The sequence below is a fragment of the Streptomyces sp. NPDC002144 genome, assembly GCF_053593695.1.
Map to the genome: position 1 here is coordinate 1 of NZ_JBSFDB010000040.1, position 17,042 is coordinate 17,042.

The window sequence follows — 17,042 nt, forward strand, 5'->3', positions numbered from 1 at the left end:
TACATCGAATTCTGGTACAATCGCAAACGCCTCCACTCGGCGGTGGGTTACCGCCCTCCGCGCGAAGTCCACGCCGAGTACGAGAAGTTGCGAATCGCCGCGTGAAATAAACGGTCAGAAGCCTGTCCGGAAAACGCGAGGCCCCTCATAGTCGTGGCTCATCCTGGCCGTGGTGGTGGGCAGGGCGGGGAGGATCGGCGCGGGGCGGTCGATGGCCTGCATCTTGCTCTTCTCGTCCACGCACGGCCCCAGCGCGCGTTCATCCGGCCTGTGGATGCTCGGATGGTAGCGGCACCTGCCCCGGGAGGGCTGCCGCGACCCTCGCTGCCGTATCACGTAGCCAGATGTGCGCGGCATCGCGGGCGTGGACCGGGTGCCACCACAGGGCCTCCCGGAGGGGGACGGCCTCATAGGGCGGCTCGATGATCCGCACCGGGGCGACGCTTCGAAAGCGCTCGGCGAGGAGCTTCTGGACGAGGGCGATGCGGTGGGTGCCCGCGACCAGGAAGGGCAGTGCCTGGAAGCTGTCCACGGACACCTCGACCCTCGGTTCGATGCCGAGCATGCCGAGCTGGCGGACGGCCGGGGCGTCGTAGTGACCCAGGGCAGCCGGGTCAGGTCCTTCCGGGTGAGATGTTCGCCGACCTCGGTGTTGTCCTCGGCGACGAGGAAGACCCACTAGTCCTCGTAGAGCTCGGTGGCCGGGAAGTCGCTGATGATGCCGTGCGGCATGAGCAGGCCGTCGGTGGTACTCAGGATCGTGGCGGCGTTCTCGACCATGCCGGGCGGGGTCTGGGTGAAGCGCAGCCGGATGCCGGGAGTCCTGTGGTGAAGGGCGCGGGCGAGCGCGGCCCCGAAGACGGCGACCGCGTAGTCGGAGGCCGCCAGGGTGAAATCGTGCTCCTCGCGTCGGGACTTGCGAGCGCACGAGCCCGGAGACGGCCGACTGCTCGACGTACTTGGAGGCGTCCTCGCCGTAGTAGACCGTGAGCTTGAAATTGGGCTCCGCGGTCTGCGGATCGTAGATCCCCGAGAGCAGGACCGCGCCGGCCAGGTTCTCCGCGTCGGCCCCACCGTCACCGGCCAAGTACGACGCCGCGTTCGTGGCGCCGGCCGAATGGCCCATCAGCACGATCCGGTCCGGGTCTCCCCATCACGGACGGGACATGACCTGGCCGCCAGCGACCGTCGGACTCACGCGATCATTCCCACCGATCGCGAGAACGGCGCAGCCTTGGACGCCGGTCTGTAGTGGACATTCAGGTGTCGGATGCATTCGGAAGTACATGTACGGCGTGTCTTCTTGTCGACCCGCTCTGGCTGAACTCGATAACCGATGGTGCGCCCACCGCGAGCGCTCGGCGGGCCGCAGCCACAGGGACGACCGTGCTGGCGGCCTTGCTGGACAGGCCGGCTGCTTGCGGCCTGCGCCGTCCTCACTCAGCCGGTGGCCGGGGACTCCACGCGGATCACGCTCCAGTCGACTTCCGGGGTGGGCACGGCCGCCTGCTCCAATGCGGCTCCATGGCCCAGCAATTCGCGAGCGATCTCCCCGACGGCCCACGTGGGCGTGTTCGCGGCGAGGACCCGGCCCTCGCTGGTGATCACCACCGCTTCACCGCCCAGGTGCTTGAGTGAGGGGGCGACGAGCTGCTCGAAGGCGGCCACCGGGACATCGGCCCCGACGACCCCCGCGAACTCACCGTCCACTGTCAGGGGCCGTGTGAAGGTCAGGATGTAGAGGCCGGCGCAGTGCAGATCGACGTACGGACCCATGACCGTGCCGTGGCCTTCGTCGCGGGGGATCACGAACCAGGGCTTGAGGGTGTAGTCGTAGAAGCTCTCACTTCGCGGATCCAGGTTCAGCCGCAGGGGCCGGGAGCCCTGGTCTCCGGTGCGCTGCCACCACTCGAGGTGGAAGGCGACATCGACGAGCGCGTCGGGTGTCATGACCACACCGGTGCCGTTGAACAGCTCGCCCTGCTCGCGCAGCAGGTCCTGGATCGTCGGCCGCACGGCGGCGAGGTCGCTCGTCCCGGGATGCCTGCCCTTCCGGCCGGCCGTGCTCAGGTGTTCACGTGCCTCGGCCTCCAGGACGGCCAGCGCCGAGAAGACGGATTCCACCGCGTCCCGGATGGATTCGCTGCACCGGACGATGCCGGTGGCTGGGGTGCTGGTCATCACTGTGCTCCGTCAAGGAGGGCGGCGCGGGGGGCGCCAACGGGTCAGGCATCGGTCAACCGTAGGTGTGTGCGTACCAGATGGCGAGCGCCGGTGATGGTGTGTTCCTCGGCGAGGCGGCGCGCCTCCGCGGCGTCTCCGGCCATGACGGCCACCAGGATCTCGTGATGCTGGTCGGCGAAGGCGGACGCGTCGGGCCCGTCGCCGTCCGGCAGCCACAGCAGCGGCCCGAGTTCCGCCTGCAGGCGGACCTCCAGCCGTGTCAGCCGGACGGACTGCGTGGCCACGGCCAACTCGATGTGGAAACGGGCGTCGGCCTTGCGCCGTTCGGCGGGGGACTCGGCCTTGCGCAGGGCCGTGACCAGGCGGTCCAGGCTCATCGCCAGGTCCGAGGGGGCCCGTTCGGCGGCGAAACGGGCCACGGTCCCCGAAACGGCGAACTGCTCGTCGCCGAGATCGCGCAGCTCCGAGATGCCCAGTTCCCTCAGACGGGCCTGGTGGATCCTGGTGAGTCCCTCCTCCGGGCTGCGGATGAAACTCCCGCCGTTACGGCCGCGCCGCGTCTCGACGAGTCCCTGCTCGCGCAGCATGGCCAGGGCCTCGCGGACGGTGCCGTTGGCGACACCGAGCTGGCAGGCGAGGTCACTTTCGCTGGGAAGCTGTTCCCCCTCGGCCATCAGCCCGATGGTGACCGCCTCGGCGATCCGGCGGATCACCATGTCCGCCCGTCCGGAGTCGCTCAGGGGCGCGAAGACGGCGCTCATCACCGGCGAGCGGCCCTCCACTGCCGCCACGGCCCCCTCCTCAAAGGTCAAAGTCCGTAACGAGAGATCGTTTCCAGCCTAACAGTCAAACCGTTGTCCTTTGAACTCCAATGTAGTAGGTTTTCGCGCATTCGACATGCCGGACCCCTCCCGGTCCTCGTCGGCCTCCCCCACGGCCCCGGTCCTGCCGACACCCCGCTCAGCAGCGTGTTTCCCTCAAGGAGCCCGTCGATGAACGACGCCACGCAGTCTCCGCCGTCCCCTGCAGACGCCGACGCCCAGCGACTTGCCGCTCTCGGTTACGAGTCCGAGTTCAAGCGGGACATGAGCCTGTGGGCGAACTTCTCGCTGGGGTTCACCTATCTCTCGCCGGTCGTCGGCGTGTACACCCTGTTCGCGGCCTCCCTGATGGCGGGCGGCCCGCCGATGATCTGGGCCTTCGTCATCGCGGGCGTCGGCCAGCTGCTGGTGGCCCTGGTCTTCAGCGAGGTCGTCGCCGAATTCCCGGTGGCCGGCGGGGTGTACCCGTGGGCCCGGCGGCTGTGGGGCCGCAAATGGGGCTGGATGACCGGCTGGATCTACCTCCTCGCCCTGCTCTCCACCATCTCGGCGGTCGCATACGGCGCCGGACCGTACGTGGCCGCGGTGTTCGGCTTCGCCTCCAGCACCACCACGACGATCCTCTGCGCACTGGGACTGCTCCTGCTCGCCACGGTCATCAACTTCGGCGGCACCAAGGTGCTCTCCGCCGTCGCCGTGTTCGGCTTCGTGGCCGAGATCGTCGGGGCCGTCGTGGTGGGTGCCTGGCTGCTGATCGCCAACCGTCACCACGGACTGGGCGTGCTGTTCGACAGCTTCGGTTCCCAGGGCAGCCACTCGTACCTCTACGCCTTCGCGGCCGCCTCGCTCATCGGCGTCTTCCAGTACTACGGCTTCGAGGCGTGCGGCGACGTGGCCGAGGAGGTCCCGAACCCCGGCAGGCGGATCCCGACCTCGATGCGGCGCACCATCTACATCGGCGGTGCCGCCGCGACCGCGGTGTGCCTTGCCCTCATCCTCTCCGTCAGCGACTTCGGCGCGGTGATCTCGGGCAAGGACGCCGACCCGGTGACCACCGTGCTCACCGACGCCTTCGGCAGCGGCGGTGCCCGCGCCGTCCTGGTCGTCGTCCTGCTCTCCTTCATCTCCTGCGCGATGAGTCTGCAGGCGGCGGCCAGCCGGCTGACCTACTCCTTCGCCCGGGACCGGATGATCGTCGGCAGCCGAGTGCTGGCGGCGTTCTCCGAGCGGCTGCGGGTGCCGCCATACGCCCTGCTGCTCGCGGCGCTCCTTCCCGGGCTGATCATCGTGGGGTCCGCGTACTCCGCCGACGCCCTGGTGAAGATCATCTCCTTCTCCACCCTCGGCATCTACCTCGCCTTCCAGATGGTTGTTCTCGCCTCCCTGCGGGCGCGGCTGCGCGGCTGGCGGCCTTCCGGCGAGTACCGGCTGGAGCGGTGGGGACTTCCGGTCACCATCGGCGCCCTGGTCTACGGCGTCGTCGCGCTCGTCAACATGAGCTGGCCGCGCACGCCCGGCACGCCCTGGTACGACAACTACATCGTGCTGGTCAGCGGCGCCGTCGTAGTGGGCGTGGGCGCCCTGTACATGGCCGTCGCCAAGCCGCACGAGCGGGGAGACGCCCCGGCGGGGGACGCGCTGGCCGCTCCGGACGCGCACGAGCCGTCCTCGTCGCCCGCCTCCGTCTGAGCACGCAGACCCGGCTTTCCCTTCCCACCGTCGCGCGCGACGCGACGCCGAGATTCGAAGGTGGAACGAACATGTCCCCAACCCTGCCCACGAAGGCGCTTGTCGACGGCTCGTGGCTGGACGGCGCCGCGGGCAGCTTCCCGGTGCACTCCCCGCAGTCCGGTGAGCTGATCGCCGAGGTGACCCGCTGCGACGCCCAGGACATCGCCCGCGCCGTGTCCGCCGCCCGCCGGGCCCAGCCCGGATGGGCCGCCACGCCCCTCATCGAACGGGTCAAGATCCTGCGCCGGGTCCATGCGCTCTTCGCCGAGCGCGCGGAGGACGTCGCCCGAGTGCTGACGCTGGAGATCGGCAAGACCGTCGCGGAGGCCCGCGAGGAGGTCATCGAGTACGCGGCCCCCGCCTGGCAGAAGGCCGGTGAGGAGGTCCTGCGCCACCGGGGCCTGTCGTTCCCCTCCACCCAGGAGCAGACCAACAACAAGCGGCTGGTCATGAACTACCGCCCGCTCGGCGTCGTCGGCGTCGTGACCCCGTACAACTTCCCCACCGACATCTCCTCGATCGCGCTGGCGCACATCGTCGCGGCCGGCAACACGGCCGTCTGGAAGCCCTCGGAGTACGCCCCGATCAGCTGCAACCTCGTAGCGGAGATCTTCACCGAGGCCGGCCTGCCCGACGGCGTGATCAACGTCGTGCACGGGCTCGGCGACGTCGGAGCCGCCCTCGTCGACCACCCGGGCGTCGACGGCCTGTTCTTCACCGGGTCGACCGCCACCGGCGAACGCATCGCCCGCGCCGCCGCCCTCCGCCCGCACCTGCTCGAACTCGGCGGCGACGGCCCCTTCATGATCCTCCCCGACGCGGACATCGACGCCGCCGTCGATGCCGCTGTCAACGGCTGCTTCTACTTCGCCGGACAGGTCTGCACCTCGGCGGAACGGCTCCTCGTCCATGAGGACGTCCACGACGAGTTCGTCACCAAGCTGACCGCCCGCGCCGCCCAACTCCGCGTCGGCGACCCGGCGTTGGAAGACACCGACATGGGCCCCGTCCGCAACGAGGCCACCCTCCGGCGCATCGCCGAACATGTGGCGGACGCCCGCGACAGGGGAGCGGACGTCGTCCAGTTCGGCAAGGAGGAAGGCCTGTTCTTCCCGGCCACGATCCTCACCGGCGTCACGCCCGAGATGCGCATCGCCCAGGAGGAGACCTTCGGCCCGGTCGCCCCCGTCATCAAGGTCTCCTCGGTGCAGGAGGCCGTGGAGATCGCCAACTCCAGCGACCTCGGCCTGATCGCATCCCTGTGGACCCGGGACCTGGCCACCGCCTGGCGGGTGGGGGAGGCCCTGCAGCACGGCACGGTCAACATCAATGAGACCAGCAACTACTGGGACCAGCTCGCCCCGTTCGGCGGCACCGGCAAGAGCGGCGTCGGCCGTGAACTCTCCGGCTGGTTCCTCGACACTTTCACCGAGTCCAAGCTGCTCGTCTTCGACCTGGGCGACGGCGAACTGCGCTACGACCGGCGTGCCGAAGGGGGCTGGTGACCATGAGGAAGCCCCGTCTCGCCACTGTTCTCGCGGCCACTGCCTGCGCGGTCCTCGTCGCCGGTGTCTCCGTGGCGCAGGCCGGCGACAGAACAGCGGGTCACCGTGGCGGCCCCGCCGTCTTCACACTGATCGAGCACGCCGACACAGACACGGTCGTCGACCTCGGACCGCACGGAGACAGCCTGGGCGACACCCTGGCCTTCGGAAACCCCGTGTTCGACACGGCTGGACACCGGGTCGGCAGCGACCAGGGCTCCTGCGTCCGCACCAAGGTCGGCACGGCATGGGAGTGCAACTGGACGACGACGCTGAACGGCGGATCGATCGTCGTCCAAGGGCCGTTCTACGACGCGGCCGACTCCACGCTCGCGATCACCGGCGGAACGGGCATGTGGCGCACGGCGCGCGGGCAGATGCACCTGCACGCCCGTGACGCCAAGGGCAGCGCGTACGACTTCACGTTCGCGGTGGAGCGCTGACCGGCCCATGGCGGCAACGCTTTACCTCTCTTTCTGAATGTCATGGACGGTGAGGGCGGTGGGTGTACCGCTTGCCTGGCTGATACGGCGTCAGGATCTGCGTCTGCGGGTGCTGGCCGGACGCGGCGGCCCGGACCGGGACGTGGTCTGGGCGCACAGCATCGAACTCGTCGACCCGGCACCGTGGTTGGCCGGTGGTGAGCTGCTGCTCACCACCGGGCTCAGGCTGACGGCGGACTCGGCCGCCTGCGAGAACTATGTCGGCCGCCTGGTGAAGGCCGGGGTGGCCGCCGTCGGCTTCGGGGTCGGACTGTCGCACGAGCAGGTGCCCGAGGCGCTCGTCGGCGCGGCCGAGGAGGCAGGGCTGCCACTCCTGGAAGTGCCGCTTCCCACCCCGTTCGTGGCCGTCACCAAGGCGGTCATGGAACGCCTGGCCGAGCAGCAGTACGAGGGCGTCGTACGGGCCTCACGCATCCAGCCGCAGATGACCCGCGCCGCGCTGCACGGCGGGGCCCAGGCGGTGGTGCGGGAGCTGGCCGTCTCCACCGGCACGTCCGTTGTCCTCCTGGACCATGACGGCAAGGTGCGCGCGACCCATCCGCCCGACGCCGCGGCGCCCGAGGCCGCACTCCGTTCCCCGGAGCAGGCGGTGGCGTCGGTCAGCAGCGGCCAGGACGGAGTGGTCGCCGTGCAGCAGGTCCGCGTCGGACCGCGTGCCCACGGCCGGCTGGTCCTGGCCGCTGACCGGGCCCTCACACCGGTCGACCACCTCCTGCTCGGGCACGCCGCCTCACTGGCAGCCCTGGAGGCGGAGAAGCCCCAGCGGCTGCGCGAGGAGCAGAACCGCGTCAACGCGCTGTTCCTGCGGTTGCTGCTGGACGGCTCGGTCACCGCATCGGCCGCCCTGGACCACCTCACCGAGGCGGGTTTCCCCGTGCGCGACGGCATCCGCGTCCTCGTCCTGCGCGGCGGCAGCCCCCGTCGGGCCCTTCAGGCCGTGGGGACGGAACTGGCCGAGCGCGGTCTGCCTCTGTTCGGCCGCGGGCACGGCGGGTGCGCGGCGGTGCTGCTGCCGGCCGGCCACGCGGTCACGGCGCAGACAGTTACGGACGGCGCACGGGCCTGGCTCAGGTCGCGCACCTGGGCCGGGCTGAGCGCCGTCCACGACCTGGCCGACGGACCCGCGGCGCTGTCCGAAGCCCTGAACGCCGCGTCGGTCGCCGAGGCCCGCGACAGCCTGGCCGTCGTGTCCTTCGAGTCCCTGGCGGGTCGGCTGCTCGCCGCCACCCCGGAGACGAGAAGAATCCTCGCGACGCTGGCCAAGGCGCAGCTGGCTCCCCTCGCCGCGTACGACACCGCACACGGCACCGACCTGCTCGTCTCGCTGCGTACCTTCCTGGAGCACAACGGCGGCTGGGAGGCGGCCTCGGCGGCCCTCGGCGTGCACCGGCACACCCTGCGCAGCCGCATGGAGCGGGTGCGGAGCCTGCTCGGCGCGGACCTGGACTCGGCGCACGTGCGCGCCGAACTCCTGCTGGCGTTGTCCGCCTGGCAGGCGTCCGCCGGCAGCGACCGAACCGGCTGACGGAAGGTCACCCGGCCGAGGACACCTCCTTGGCGATGGCCTCTCCCAGGATGGCCAACCCCTCCTGCAGCAGGGCGTCGGAGATCGACAGGGGTGGCAGGAACCGCAGCACGTTGCCGTAGCTGCCGGCGGTCAGGACCAGCAGCCCGTCCGCGTGGCAGCGCCGGGCCACCCGGGCGGCGAGGTCGGGAGCGGGCACCCGGTCGCCCTCGGGTTCGACCAACTCGATCGCGATCATGGCACCCCGGCCCCGTACGTCACCGATCACGTCGTGCGCGTCGGCGAGCTCGCCCAGATGCTCCAGCATGGTGTCGCCGATCTCCCGGGCCCGCTCCAGCAGATCGTGCGCCTCGATCTCCTCGAAGACACCCAGCGCCGCCTCGCAGGCCACCGGATTGCCGCTGAAGGTCCCGCCCAGACCGCCCGCCGCAACCGCGTCCATCAGCTCGGCCCGGCCGGTCACCGCGCCCAGCGGGAGTCCACCGGCGAGTCCCTTGGCGGTCGTGATCAGGTCGGGCTGGATGCCCTCGTGTTCGCAGGCGAACATCCGGCCGGTACGGGCGATGCCGGCCTGGATCTCGTCGACGACGAGCAGGATGCCGCGGGCCCGGCAGATATTGGCGACGCTGGTCAGGAATCCGGGAGCCGGGACGACGAAGCCGCCCTCGCCCTGGATCGGCTCGACCAGGACAGCGGCCACGTTTTCCGCTCCCACCTGGCGGTCGAGCAGGTCGGCAAGCGCATACGCCGCCTCCTCGGCGCACCGGGCGGGGCCGGTGGGCCAGCGGTACGGATATGCCATCGGGGCGCGGTGGACCTCGGGCGCGAAGGGGCCGAAGCCCTGCTTGTAGGGCTTGTTCTTGGCGGTGAGGCTCATCGTGAGCAGCGTGCGGCCGTGGAAGGCGTGGTCGAAGACGACGATGCCGGGACGGCCGGTGGCGGCACGGGCGATCTTGACGGCGTTCTCCACGGCCTCGGCACCGGAGTTGACGAGGATCGTGCGCTTCTCGCCGGGCACGGGGGTCAGTTCGTTCAGCTTCTCGCACACGTCCAGGTAGGACTCGTACGGATTGACCAGGAAGCAGGTGTGGGTGAAGCGGCGCAGCTGCGCGGCCGCGCGCTCCGCCACCGCCGGGGCGGAGTTGCCGACCGTGGTCACGGCGATGCCGCTGCCGAAGTCGATGAAGGAATTGCCGTCCGCGTCGACGATCACTCCGCCGCCGGCCGCCGCCACGAACACGGGCAGGGCGGCGCCGACACCGGCCGGCACCACCGTCCGCTGACGGGCCAGCAGTTCACGGGAGCGCGGGCCGGGGATCTCGCTGACGACCCGCCGGACCTGCGCGAGGTCGGGGCCGCCGGCCGGCTGGGATGCACGGGGCATGAAACGTCCTCCGGGTTTACGGGGTTGGGAGCGCCGAGCCAAACACGGGCGGGGGACGCAGAACATGGACGGAAGGGCGTGTTCCGGGCGCGTGCGGCGGGACATCTCGTCCAGCGCGATCCGGGTCTCACATCAACGAACTGGTTCGTTTGACCGATGCCGCAGAGCGATGCCGCCGTAAAGCGAGCCATCCAGTTCGTCTGATCGGAGTCGTGCCGGGGCCTGGGGGTGCCCCGGCAGTCCGGGGCTCACCACCGCGGGCCCCGCACCATTGACGGATCGGCGTGCCGGGACAGCCCAGGACGGGCCGTTTCGTCCAATGCGCCGGGGCCGTGGACCCCCGCACAATGACGGCCTCACCCAGCCCGCCGCGCCCTGGGGCTCCAGCGGCGTACCAGGACCTCCCGGAAGGAGTGCCGATGCGATCCACCGCAGGCAGCAGCACAGGGCGGGCCGGAGCGGTCCGGCAGGTCCGGACGCTGCGCCATCTCGTCGCGGGGGAGTGGCGGACCGGCGACGGCGAGGACGTCGTTGACCTCAACCCGGCACGCCCCCGTGAGACCGTGGCAGTCGGATGGCTGGCTCAGGACCACGAACTCGACCAGGCCGTCGAGTCCGCCCGGGACGCCTTCCTCCGCTGGGCCGCCACCCCGCCCCAGGCCCGCGGCCGCATCCTCGATCGCGCCGGCGAGGTCATCGACACTCACGCGGAGCGGTGGGGCGAGGAACTGGCATGGGAGGAGGGCAAGACCCGGGCCGAGGGTATCGGTGAGGTACGCCGGGCCGCGGAGATCTTCCGCTACTACGCCGGGGAGGGATCCCGCCCGGTCGGCGAGGTCTTCGCCTCGCCCCGCCCCGGCGAGCAGATCCATGTGATCCATCGGCCGGTCGGCGTTGTGGCGGTGGTGACACCGTTCAACTTCCCCATCGCGATCCCGGCCTGGAAGATCGCCCCCGCGCTCGCCTACGGCAACACCGTCGTGTGGAAGCCTGCGAGCCTGGTGCCGCTGCTCGCCATGCGCTTGGCCGAGGCGCTGGTCGAGGCCGGGCTGCCGGACTGTGTCCTCTCCCTGCTCATCGGAAGCGGCAGCCTCGGCGGCCGGCTGGTCCAACACCCGGGCGTCGACGCGGTCACCTTCACCGGCTCGACCTCGGTGGGACGTGGTCTGATCGCTGCCTGTGGGCGGCTGGCCCGGCCCGTCCAGACCGAGATGGGCGGCAAGAACGCGGCCGTGGTGCTCGCCGACGCCGATCTCGACCTCGCCGTACAGGAGGTGCTGGCCGGCGCCTTCCGGTCCGCGGGGCAGAAGTGCACCGCGACCTCCCGGCTCATCGTGCAGGAGCCCGTCGCCGACGAGTTCCTCGACCGGCTCACCAAGCGGGTCGCCGCCCTGCGGGTCGGCGACCCGCTGGAGGAGACCACCGAGATGGGGCCCGTCGTCTCGATCCAGGCCCGGGACGACATCCAGCAGGCCGTGGACGCCGCAGCCGAACGCCCCGGCGTCGACATCCTCACAGGCGGCCGCCGCTACGACGACGACCGCATGGGCGGAGCCTTCGTCCAGCCCACCGTGGTCGAACTGGCCGACGACGACCCGCTCTGGCGCGAGGAGCTGTTCGGCCCCGTCCTCGCCGTCCGCCGTGCCCCGGACGTCCGGGCAGCACTCGCCCTCGCCGACGACAGCGACTTCGGCCTCTCCGCGGCCCTCTTCACCGACGATCTGCGGGCCGTCACCGCCGCGATGGACCACATGGACGTAGGCGTGCTGCACATCAATTCCGAGACGGCGGGCGCCGATCCGCATGTGCCGTTCGGCGGCGTCAAGCAGAGCGCGTACGGACCGAAGGAACAGGGCCGCGCGGCACGTGAGTTCTTCACCCGCTCCAAGACGGTGTACCTGCGCAGCTCCGGAGGACCGACGCCGTGACGACGCCCTCGACGCTGCCGCTGAGCGGCGTGCTCGTCGCCGATTTCGGCCGCGTGCTCGCCGCGCCGTACGCCACCATGCTCCTCGCCGACCTCGGCGCCGATGTCATCAAGGTCGAGCACCCCGCCGCCGGGGACGACACCCGGGCCTGGGGCCCGCCCCACGCCCACGGCGAGGCCACCTACTTCCTTTCCGTCAACCGCAACAAGCGCTCCCTCGCGCTCGACCTGCGCGACGAGAGGGACCGCCGGCGCGCGAGCGAACTGGCGCGCCGCGCTGACGTGCTCTTCGAGAACTTCCGGCCCGGCACCATGCGCCGACACGGGCTCGGCTACGACCAGGTCAGCTCCGGCAACCCGGGCATCGTGTACTGCTCGATCACCGGCTTCGGTGCCGGACCGGGGGCCGCCCTGCCCGGCTACGACCTGCTGATCCAGGCCGTCGGCGGGCTGATGAGCGTCACCGGCCCCGCCCCCGGACAGCCCGTGAAGACCGGCGTGGCCCTCGTCGACGTGCTCACCGGCCTGCACGCGGCGACAGGTGTGCTCGCCGCGCTGCGCCACCGCGACGCGACCGGCGAGGGACAGCACATCGAGATCGACCTGCTCTCCACCCTGCTGTCGAGCCTGGTCAACCAGGCCGCCGGATACACCCTGGCCGGCCGGGTACCGGGCATCCTGGGCAACCGGCACCCCTCCATCGCGCCCTACGAGGTCTACCAGGCCAAGGACCGGCCGCTGGTCGTCGCCGTCGGCAACGACCGCCAGTTCACCGCCCTGTGCCGGGGCCTCGGCGCGCCGGACCTCGCCGACGACCCGCGCTTCGCCACCAACCCCGAACGGGTCACACATGTCGACGAACTCGCCCAGAAGCTGGGCGAGTTGCTCGCTACCCGAACGGCGGCCGAATGGTTCGAGCACCTCACGCCCCTGGGCGTGCCCTGCGGCCCGGTCAACGACCTCGCCCAGGCGTTCGACCTCGCCGAACGCCTCGGCCTCGCGCCTCGGGCCGCGGTCACCGACGACGACGGATCTCCCATGGATCTCGTCGCCAACCCGATCTCCCTGTCCCGCACCCCGCCCCGCTATACCCGCCGCCCACCCCGGCTGGGCGAGCACACCGGCGAGATCGCGGACTGGCTGGACTCCTGACCGACACTCACCCCCTGGAGTACACGATGAGCGGCGCCAAGCCGATGAAGGACCCCCTCGACCTGATCGACCTCGCCTCCATCCTCACCGAGGAGGAACGCGAGATCCAGGCCACCGTCGCCAGGTTCCTCGCCGACCGGGTCCGCCCGCACATCGGCGAGTGGTTCGAGAACGCCTACTTCGCCCGCGAACTCGCCTCGGAACTCGGCAAGTTGGGCGTCCTCGGCATGCACCTCGAAGGCTACGGCTGCGCCGGCACCAACGCGGTCAGCTATGGCCTCGCCTGCCTGGAGCTGGAGGCGGCGGACTCCGGCTTCCGCAGCTTCGTCTCCGTGCAGGGCTCGCTGTCGATGTACTCGATCTGGAAGTGGGGCTCCGAAGAGCAGAAGCAGGAGTGGCTGCCCCGGCTCGCGGCCGGTGAGGCGATCGGCTGCTTCGGCCTGACCGAGCCCGACTTCGGCAGCAACCCCGCCGGGATGCGCACCCGGGCCGTGCGCGACGGCGGCGACTGGATCCTCAACGGTTCCAAGATGTGGATCACCAACGGTGGCATCGCCGACGTGGCCACCGTCTGGGCGCAGACCGAGGACGGCATCCGCGGCTTCCTCGTGCCGCGCGGCGCGCCCGGCTTCACCACCCAGGACATCAAGCAGAAGATGTCACTGCGCGCCTCCGTCACCTCGGAGTTGTACTTCGACAACGTACGGCTGCCCGCCGCGGCGCGGCTGCCGCACGCGGAGGGCCTGCGCGGACCGCTGTCCTGCCTGAACGAGGCCCGCTTCGGCATCCTGTTCGGCGCGGTCGGCGCGGCCCGCGACTCGCTCCAGGCGGCCATCGAGTACGCCGACTCGCGCGTCCAGTTCGGCCGCCTGATCAGCGCCTTCCAGCTCACCCAGAAGAAGCTCGCCGACATGAGCGTCTCGCTGGGCAGCGCCGCCCTGCTCGCCGTCCACCTGGGCCGGCTGAAGGACCAGGGCCGCATCCGCCCCGAACAGATCAGCTTCGGCAAGCTCAACAACGTCCGCGAGGCGCTCGCGATCGCGCGGGAATGCCGTACGGTCCTTGGCGCGAACGGCATCTCCGTGGAGTACGCGCCGCTCCGCCATGCCAACAACCTGGAGTCCGTCCTGACCTACGAGGGCACCAGTGAGATGCACACCCTGGTCATCGGGCAGGCCCTCACCGGCCACGCGGCGTTCCGCTGATGCCCCCACCCCGTCAGGAAGGTGTGTCCCGGCTTCCCGTGCCCGTCGAGCTTCATGGCGAGCGCCTGCCGGACTGGCTCGACGCCGTCCGGCGGGACGACCTGCCCCAGCCTTCGCACCCCCCGTCGCGGGCGCTGAGCGGACAGCCCACGTCACGGCGTGAGCGGGACTCGTGGGCAGGGTTGTCGCGCCGAGCGAGGGGCCTTGTCCGGCGCCGCCGACCGTCTCAGAACATCGCCTGGATGATTCCCACGGTACGGGCCAGGTGCGGCTCGGAGCGGTCGGTGCGGTGGGCGACGGCCAGTTCCACGAGGGCGTCGGCCCCGGTCAGTGGCACGTAGGTGACACCGTCGAGCGTCAGCGCGGTCACCGGTTCGGGCACGACGGCTACGCCGAGGCCGCCGGCCACGAGCGTGACGAGCGTAGAGGTCTCGCCGACCTCGTGGCGAATGTGCGGCTCGACACCGGCGTCCCGCAGGAGGCCCAGTACGACGTCGTACATCACGGAGCGGCGGTCGGCGGAGTGCACGATCAGGTCGGCGCCGGCGAGGTCCGTGACGCGCAGGCGTTTCCGGCGCGCGAGGGAGTGCTCGACCGGTACGGCCACCACCAGCCGGTCCCTGCGCAAGTTCTTCGCCGAACTCGGCCGCCCCGTCAGGCGGTTGAAGAAGGGCGAGGGCACGGTCGGCGTCGGGGACGCCGTACGCGTCGTCGACCCGCTCGGCTTCCCGGTCGAGTTCTTCCACGAGATCGAGCGTGGTGAGCGCCTCATCCAGCGTTACGACCTCCACCGCGGCGCCCAGATCGCCCGCCTCGACCACTTCAACATCTGCACCCCCGACATCCCCGCCGCCTACGCCCACTACAAGTCCCTCGGCTTCGGCTGCTCGGAGACCATCGAGGGCGACGAGCACGAGCTGTACGCCGCCTGGATGTACCGCAAGCAGACCGTCCACGACGTGGCCTTCACCGGTGGCGCGGGCCCCCGCCTGCACCACCTCGGGGTGGCCACCCACGAGTCCCACCAGGTGCTGCGCACCGCCGACATCTTCGGCGCGCTGCACGAGGAGAAGCACATCGAGCGCGGGCCCGGCCGGCACGGTGTCTCCAACGCCTTCTACGTCTACCTGCGAGATCCCGACGGCCACCGGGTGGAGATCTACACCTCCGACTACTACACCGGTGACCCCGACCACGAGACGTACCGGTGGAACGTCCACGACGACCGCCGCCGTGACTTCTGGGGCAACGCGGTCATCGAGTCCTGGTACAAGGAGGCGACGCCGGTCCTCGACCTCGACGGTCGGCAGCAGCCGGTGAGCAGCTCCGTGCTGGACGAGTCCGCCGTACAGGTGGGGGCCGACGGACTCGGCTGACCTCCCGGCAATGCGGCTGTTCCCGGCCGACCGTGCCATATCCTCGCCACTTCGCCGGAGATGCCGGTAGTGCCACGTGGAAACGCGGAGCGAGATCACAGTGTGGTCGGCGGGAACAAGCTGAATAGTTCGAACGAATTACAGTGCCGAAAAGTCGGCTACGGAGCCGTCCGGTACACACGGATCTTCGTTTATAATACAGCTATGACGATGAATGGGGACGGCAGGCAGAGCAAGGCGCAGTCGATGAGCGACAAGGCCTATGAGACGCTCCGCGAGGCCATCGTCAGCTGCGAACTGGCGCCGGGGACATGGATCAAGGCGTCCGAGCTGTCGGAGTCGCTCGGCCTGGGTCGGACGCCGACGATGCAGGCGCTGCAGCGCCTGGAGGCGGACGGGTTCGCCCGCCCGGTGAAGCGCAAGGGCTGGCAGGTCACGCCGATGACGCTGCAGAGCGTCCAGGACATCCTCGAAGCCTTCGAGTTGACCGCCCCGTCGCTGGTGGTGCTGATCATCCGCAACGCCACTGACGAGCAGATCGCCACGGCCGCCGAATTGGTGACGACGACGGCACCGGGCGGCCGTCCCGCGTCCGCACTCAATCCTGACATGATGAAGGCAGCGCCGATCCGTTACCTCGTCCAGATTTGCGGAAATCCGGTAATGACGGAAATGACGCTTCCCTTGGCGACGCATGTGGAACGAGTTTTCAGGTTCGGACTGCTGCATGACAATTTCTTGGACCGCACTCACGTCCGCTGGCGCAGCGCCTTCTTCGACGCTTTGGCGGCCCGCGATGAGAAACGTGCACGGGAGGCGGTCCTCAAAGTGATTCACGTTGGTGCGACGGAGATCTACCGGATTCTTCAGGGCGCGGAGTCCATCCGGTCGGTGCCCCTGCACATCGAACGCGCCTCCTGATCAGATCGAGATCCCGCCGTCGACAGGCAGTACGACGCCGGTGACGTATCCCGCTTCGCGGGAGGCGAGGAAGCCCACCGCGGCGCACATCTCGGAAGCCTCGCCGAATCTGCCCAGCGGGATGCCGGCCGCGAGTTCGGCCTTCTTGTCCTCCGGGATGGAGGCGACCATCCGGGTCTCCGCGTTGGGGGAGATCGCGTTGACGGTGACTCCGAAGCGGGCCAGTTCCTTGGCCGCGGTCCTGGTGAATCCGATGATGCCCGCCTTGGCGGTGGCGTAGTTCGCCTGACCGGTGTTGCCGTGCAGCCCGGTGTAGGAGGTGACGTTGATGACGCGGCCGTATCCGCGGGCGCGGAAGTGCGGAACGCAGGCGCGGGTCAGCCGGAAGGTGCCGCCGGCGTGGATGGCCAGGACGCTCTCCCAGTCGTCGTCCGTGAGCTTCCACAGGACCTTGTCGCGCAGGATTCCGGCGTTGTTGACGACGACGTCGATCCGGCCGGTCTCGGCGATGACCTGCTCGACGGCCCGGTCGATGTCCTCGGTATTGCTGACGTCACCGGAGATGGCCCGTGCTCCGACCTCGGCCGCGGCCTTGCGGACCTCCTCGCCGTCGTAGTCGATGAGGAAGACGTCGGCACCGGAGTTGGCGAAGAACCGGCCGAGTTCGAGACCGATACCGCGCGCACCGCCGGTCACGATCACGGACTGGCCGGTGAAGTCGAAGGACAGATTCATCGGGAGTTCTCTCCTGGAAAAGAGGGGGCTTCAG

At 70.1% G+C, this 17,042-nt stretch carries 15 protein-coding genes and 1 pseudogene; 9 read left to right on the forward strand and 7 right to left on the reverse strand.

Features of this window, described 5'->3' with window-relative positions:
- Positions 1-114 precede the first annotated feature (114 nt).
- The 4 genes and pseudogenes from ACWCQ1_RS39650 to ACWCQ1_RS39665 form a co-directional block, all read right to left on the reverse strand.
- The gene (locus ACWCQ1_RS39650) at positions 115-240 is read right to left on the reverse strand and encodes a hypothetical protein (protein WP_451028571.1); all 126 of its coding nucleotides are present in this window, start codon (positions 238-240) and stop codon (positions 115-117) included.
- Between the two features lie 19 nt (positions 241-259).
- Positions 260-906 (reverse strand): annotated as a pseudogene (locus ACWCQ1_RS39655) (LysR substrate-binding domain-containing protein); the annotation flags it as partial.
- Between the two features lie 534 nt (positions 907-1,440).
- Positions 1,441-2,181 carry a cache domain-containing protein gene (locus ACWCQ1_RS39660; protein ID WP_451028572.1) on the reverse strand — a complete coding sequence of 247 codons (741 nt, stop codon included), beginning with the start codon at positions 2,179-2,181 and terminating at the stop codon, positions 1,441-1,443.
- Positions 2,182-2,225: 44 nt separating this feature from the next.
- Positions 2,226-2,975: a FadR/GntR family transcriptional regulator gene (locus ACWCQ1_RS39665; RefSeq protein ID WP_390695832.1), complete on the reverse strand. Its 750-nt coding sequence runs from the start codon at positions 2,973-2,975 to the stop codon at positions 2,226-2,228.
- 201 nt (positions 2,976-3,176) lie between these two features.
- Here ACWCQ1_RS39665 and ACWCQ1_RS39670 point away from each other — a divergent pair, with 201 nt between their 5' ends.
- The 4 genes from ACWCQ1_RS39670 to ACWCQ1_RS39685 all read left to right on the forward strand — a co-directional run bounded on the left by ACWCQ1_RS39670 (position 3,177) and on the right by ACWCQ1_RS39685 (position 8,308).
- Positions 3,177-4,694 carry an APC family permease gene (locus ACWCQ1_RS39670; RefSeq protein WP_390695833.1) on the forward strand — a complete coding sequence of 506 codons (1,518 nt, stop codon included), beginning with the start codon at positions 3,177-3,179 and terminating at the stop codon, positions 4,692-4,694.
- A 71-nt stretch (positions 4,695-4,765) separates the two neighbouring features.
- Positions 4,766-6,241, forward strand: coding sequence for an aldehyde dehydrogenase family protein (locus ACWCQ1_RS39675; protein ID WP_451028573.1), 1,476 nt, complete (start codon positions 4,766-4,768; stop codon positions 6,239-6,241).
- Positions 6,242-6,243: 2 nt separating this feature from the next.
- Complete coding sequence (locus tag ACWCQ1_RS39680; protein WP_390695835.1) at positions 6,244-6,723, forward strand: dirigent protein; 480 nt, start codon at positions 6,244-6,246, stop codon at positions 6,721-6,723.
- A 58-nt stretch (positions 6,724-6,781) separates the two neighbouring features.
- The gene (locus tag ACWCQ1_RS39685; RefSeq protein ID WP_390695836.1) at positions 6,782-8,308 is read left to right on the forward strand and encodes a PucR family transcriptional regulator; all 1,527 of its coding nucleotides are present in this window, start codon (positions 6,782-6,784) and stop codon (positions 8,306-8,308) included.
- A gap of 7 nt (positions 8,309-8,315) precedes the next feature.
- Here the strand turns inward: ACWCQ1_RS39685 and gabT are convergent, their stop codons facing one another.
- Positions 8,316-9,692 carry a 4-aminobutyrate--2-oxoglutarate transaminase gene (gene gabT, locus ACWCQ1_RS39690; RefSeq protein ID WP_451028574.1) on the reverse strand — a complete coding sequence of 459 codons (1,377 nt, stop codon included), beginning with the start codon at positions 9,690-9,692 and terminating at the stop codon, positions 8,316-8,318.
- A gap of 419 nt (positions 9,693-10,111) precedes the next feature.
- Here gabT and ACWCQ1_RS39695 point away from each other — a divergent pair, with 419 nt between their 5' ends.
- From ACWCQ1_RS39695 to ACWCQ1_RS39705, 3 genes are all read left to right on the forward strand, one after another.
- Complete coding sequence (locus ACWCQ1_RS39695) at positions 10,112-11,620, forward strand: aldehyde dehydrogenase family protein (RefSeq protein ID WP_390695838.1); 1,509 nt, start codon at positions 10,112-10,114, stop codon at positions 11,618-11,620.
- Between the two features lie 77 nt (positions 11,621-11,697).
- Positions 11,698-12,771 carry a CaiB/BaiF CoA transferase family protein gene (locus ACWCQ1_RS39700; protein ID WP_451028601.1) on the forward strand — a complete coding sequence of 358 codons (1,074 nt, stop codon included), beginning with the start codon at positions 11,698-11,700 and terminating at the stop codon, positions 12,769-12,771.
- A 26-nt stretch (positions 12,772-12,797) separates the two neighbouring features.
- Positions 12,798-13,976 (forward strand): acyl-CoA dehydrogenase family protein, encoded by a 1,179-nt coding sequence (locus ACWCQ1_RS39705; RefSeq protein WP_451028575.1) that lies wholly within the window; start codon positions 12,798-12,800, stop codon positions 13,974-13,976.
- A 226-nt stretch (positions 13,977-14,202) separates the two neighbouring features.
- Here the strand turns inward: ACWCQ1_RS39705 and ACWCQ1_RS39710 are convergent, their stop codons facing one another.
- On the reverse strand, positions 14,203-14,658 hold the full coding sequence (locus ACWCQ1_RS39710; protein ID WP_451028576.1) for a LysR family substrate-binding domain-containing protein: 456 nt from the start codon (positions 14,656-14,658) through the stop codon (positions 14,203-14,205).
- On the opposite strand from ACWCQ1_RS39710, the gene ACWCQ1_RS39715 reads away from it, so the two are divergent.
- Entirely contained in the window at positions 14,639-15,352 is a 714-nt protein-coding gene (locus ACWCQ1_RS39715) for a VOC family protein (RefSeq protein WP_451028577.1), read from the forward strand. The two genes, ACWCQ1_RS39710 and ACWCQ1_RS39715, sit on opposite strands and share 20 nt — an antisense overlap.
- A gap of 204 nt (positions 15,353-15,556) precedes the next feature.
- Positions 15,557-16,273 carry a GntR family transcriptional regulator gene (locus ACWCQ1_RS39720; RefSeq protein WP_390695842.1) on the forward strand — a complete coding sequence of 239 codons (717 nt, stop codon included), beginning with the start codon at positions 15,557-15,559 and terminating at the stop codon, positions 16,271-16,273.
- Here ACWCQ1_RS39720 and ACWCQ1_RS39725 read toward each other — a convergent pair whose 3' ends face one another.
- The gene (locus ACWCQ1_RS39725) at positions 16,274-17,008 is read right to left on the reverse strand and encodes an SDR family NAD(P)-dependent oxidoreductase (RefSeq protein ID WP_451028578.1); all 735 of its coding nucleotides are present in this window, start codon (positions 17,006-17,008) and stop codon (positions 16,274-16,276) included. It lies immediately after the preceding gene.
- Between the last annotated feature and the right edge of the window lie 34 nt (positions 17,009-17,042).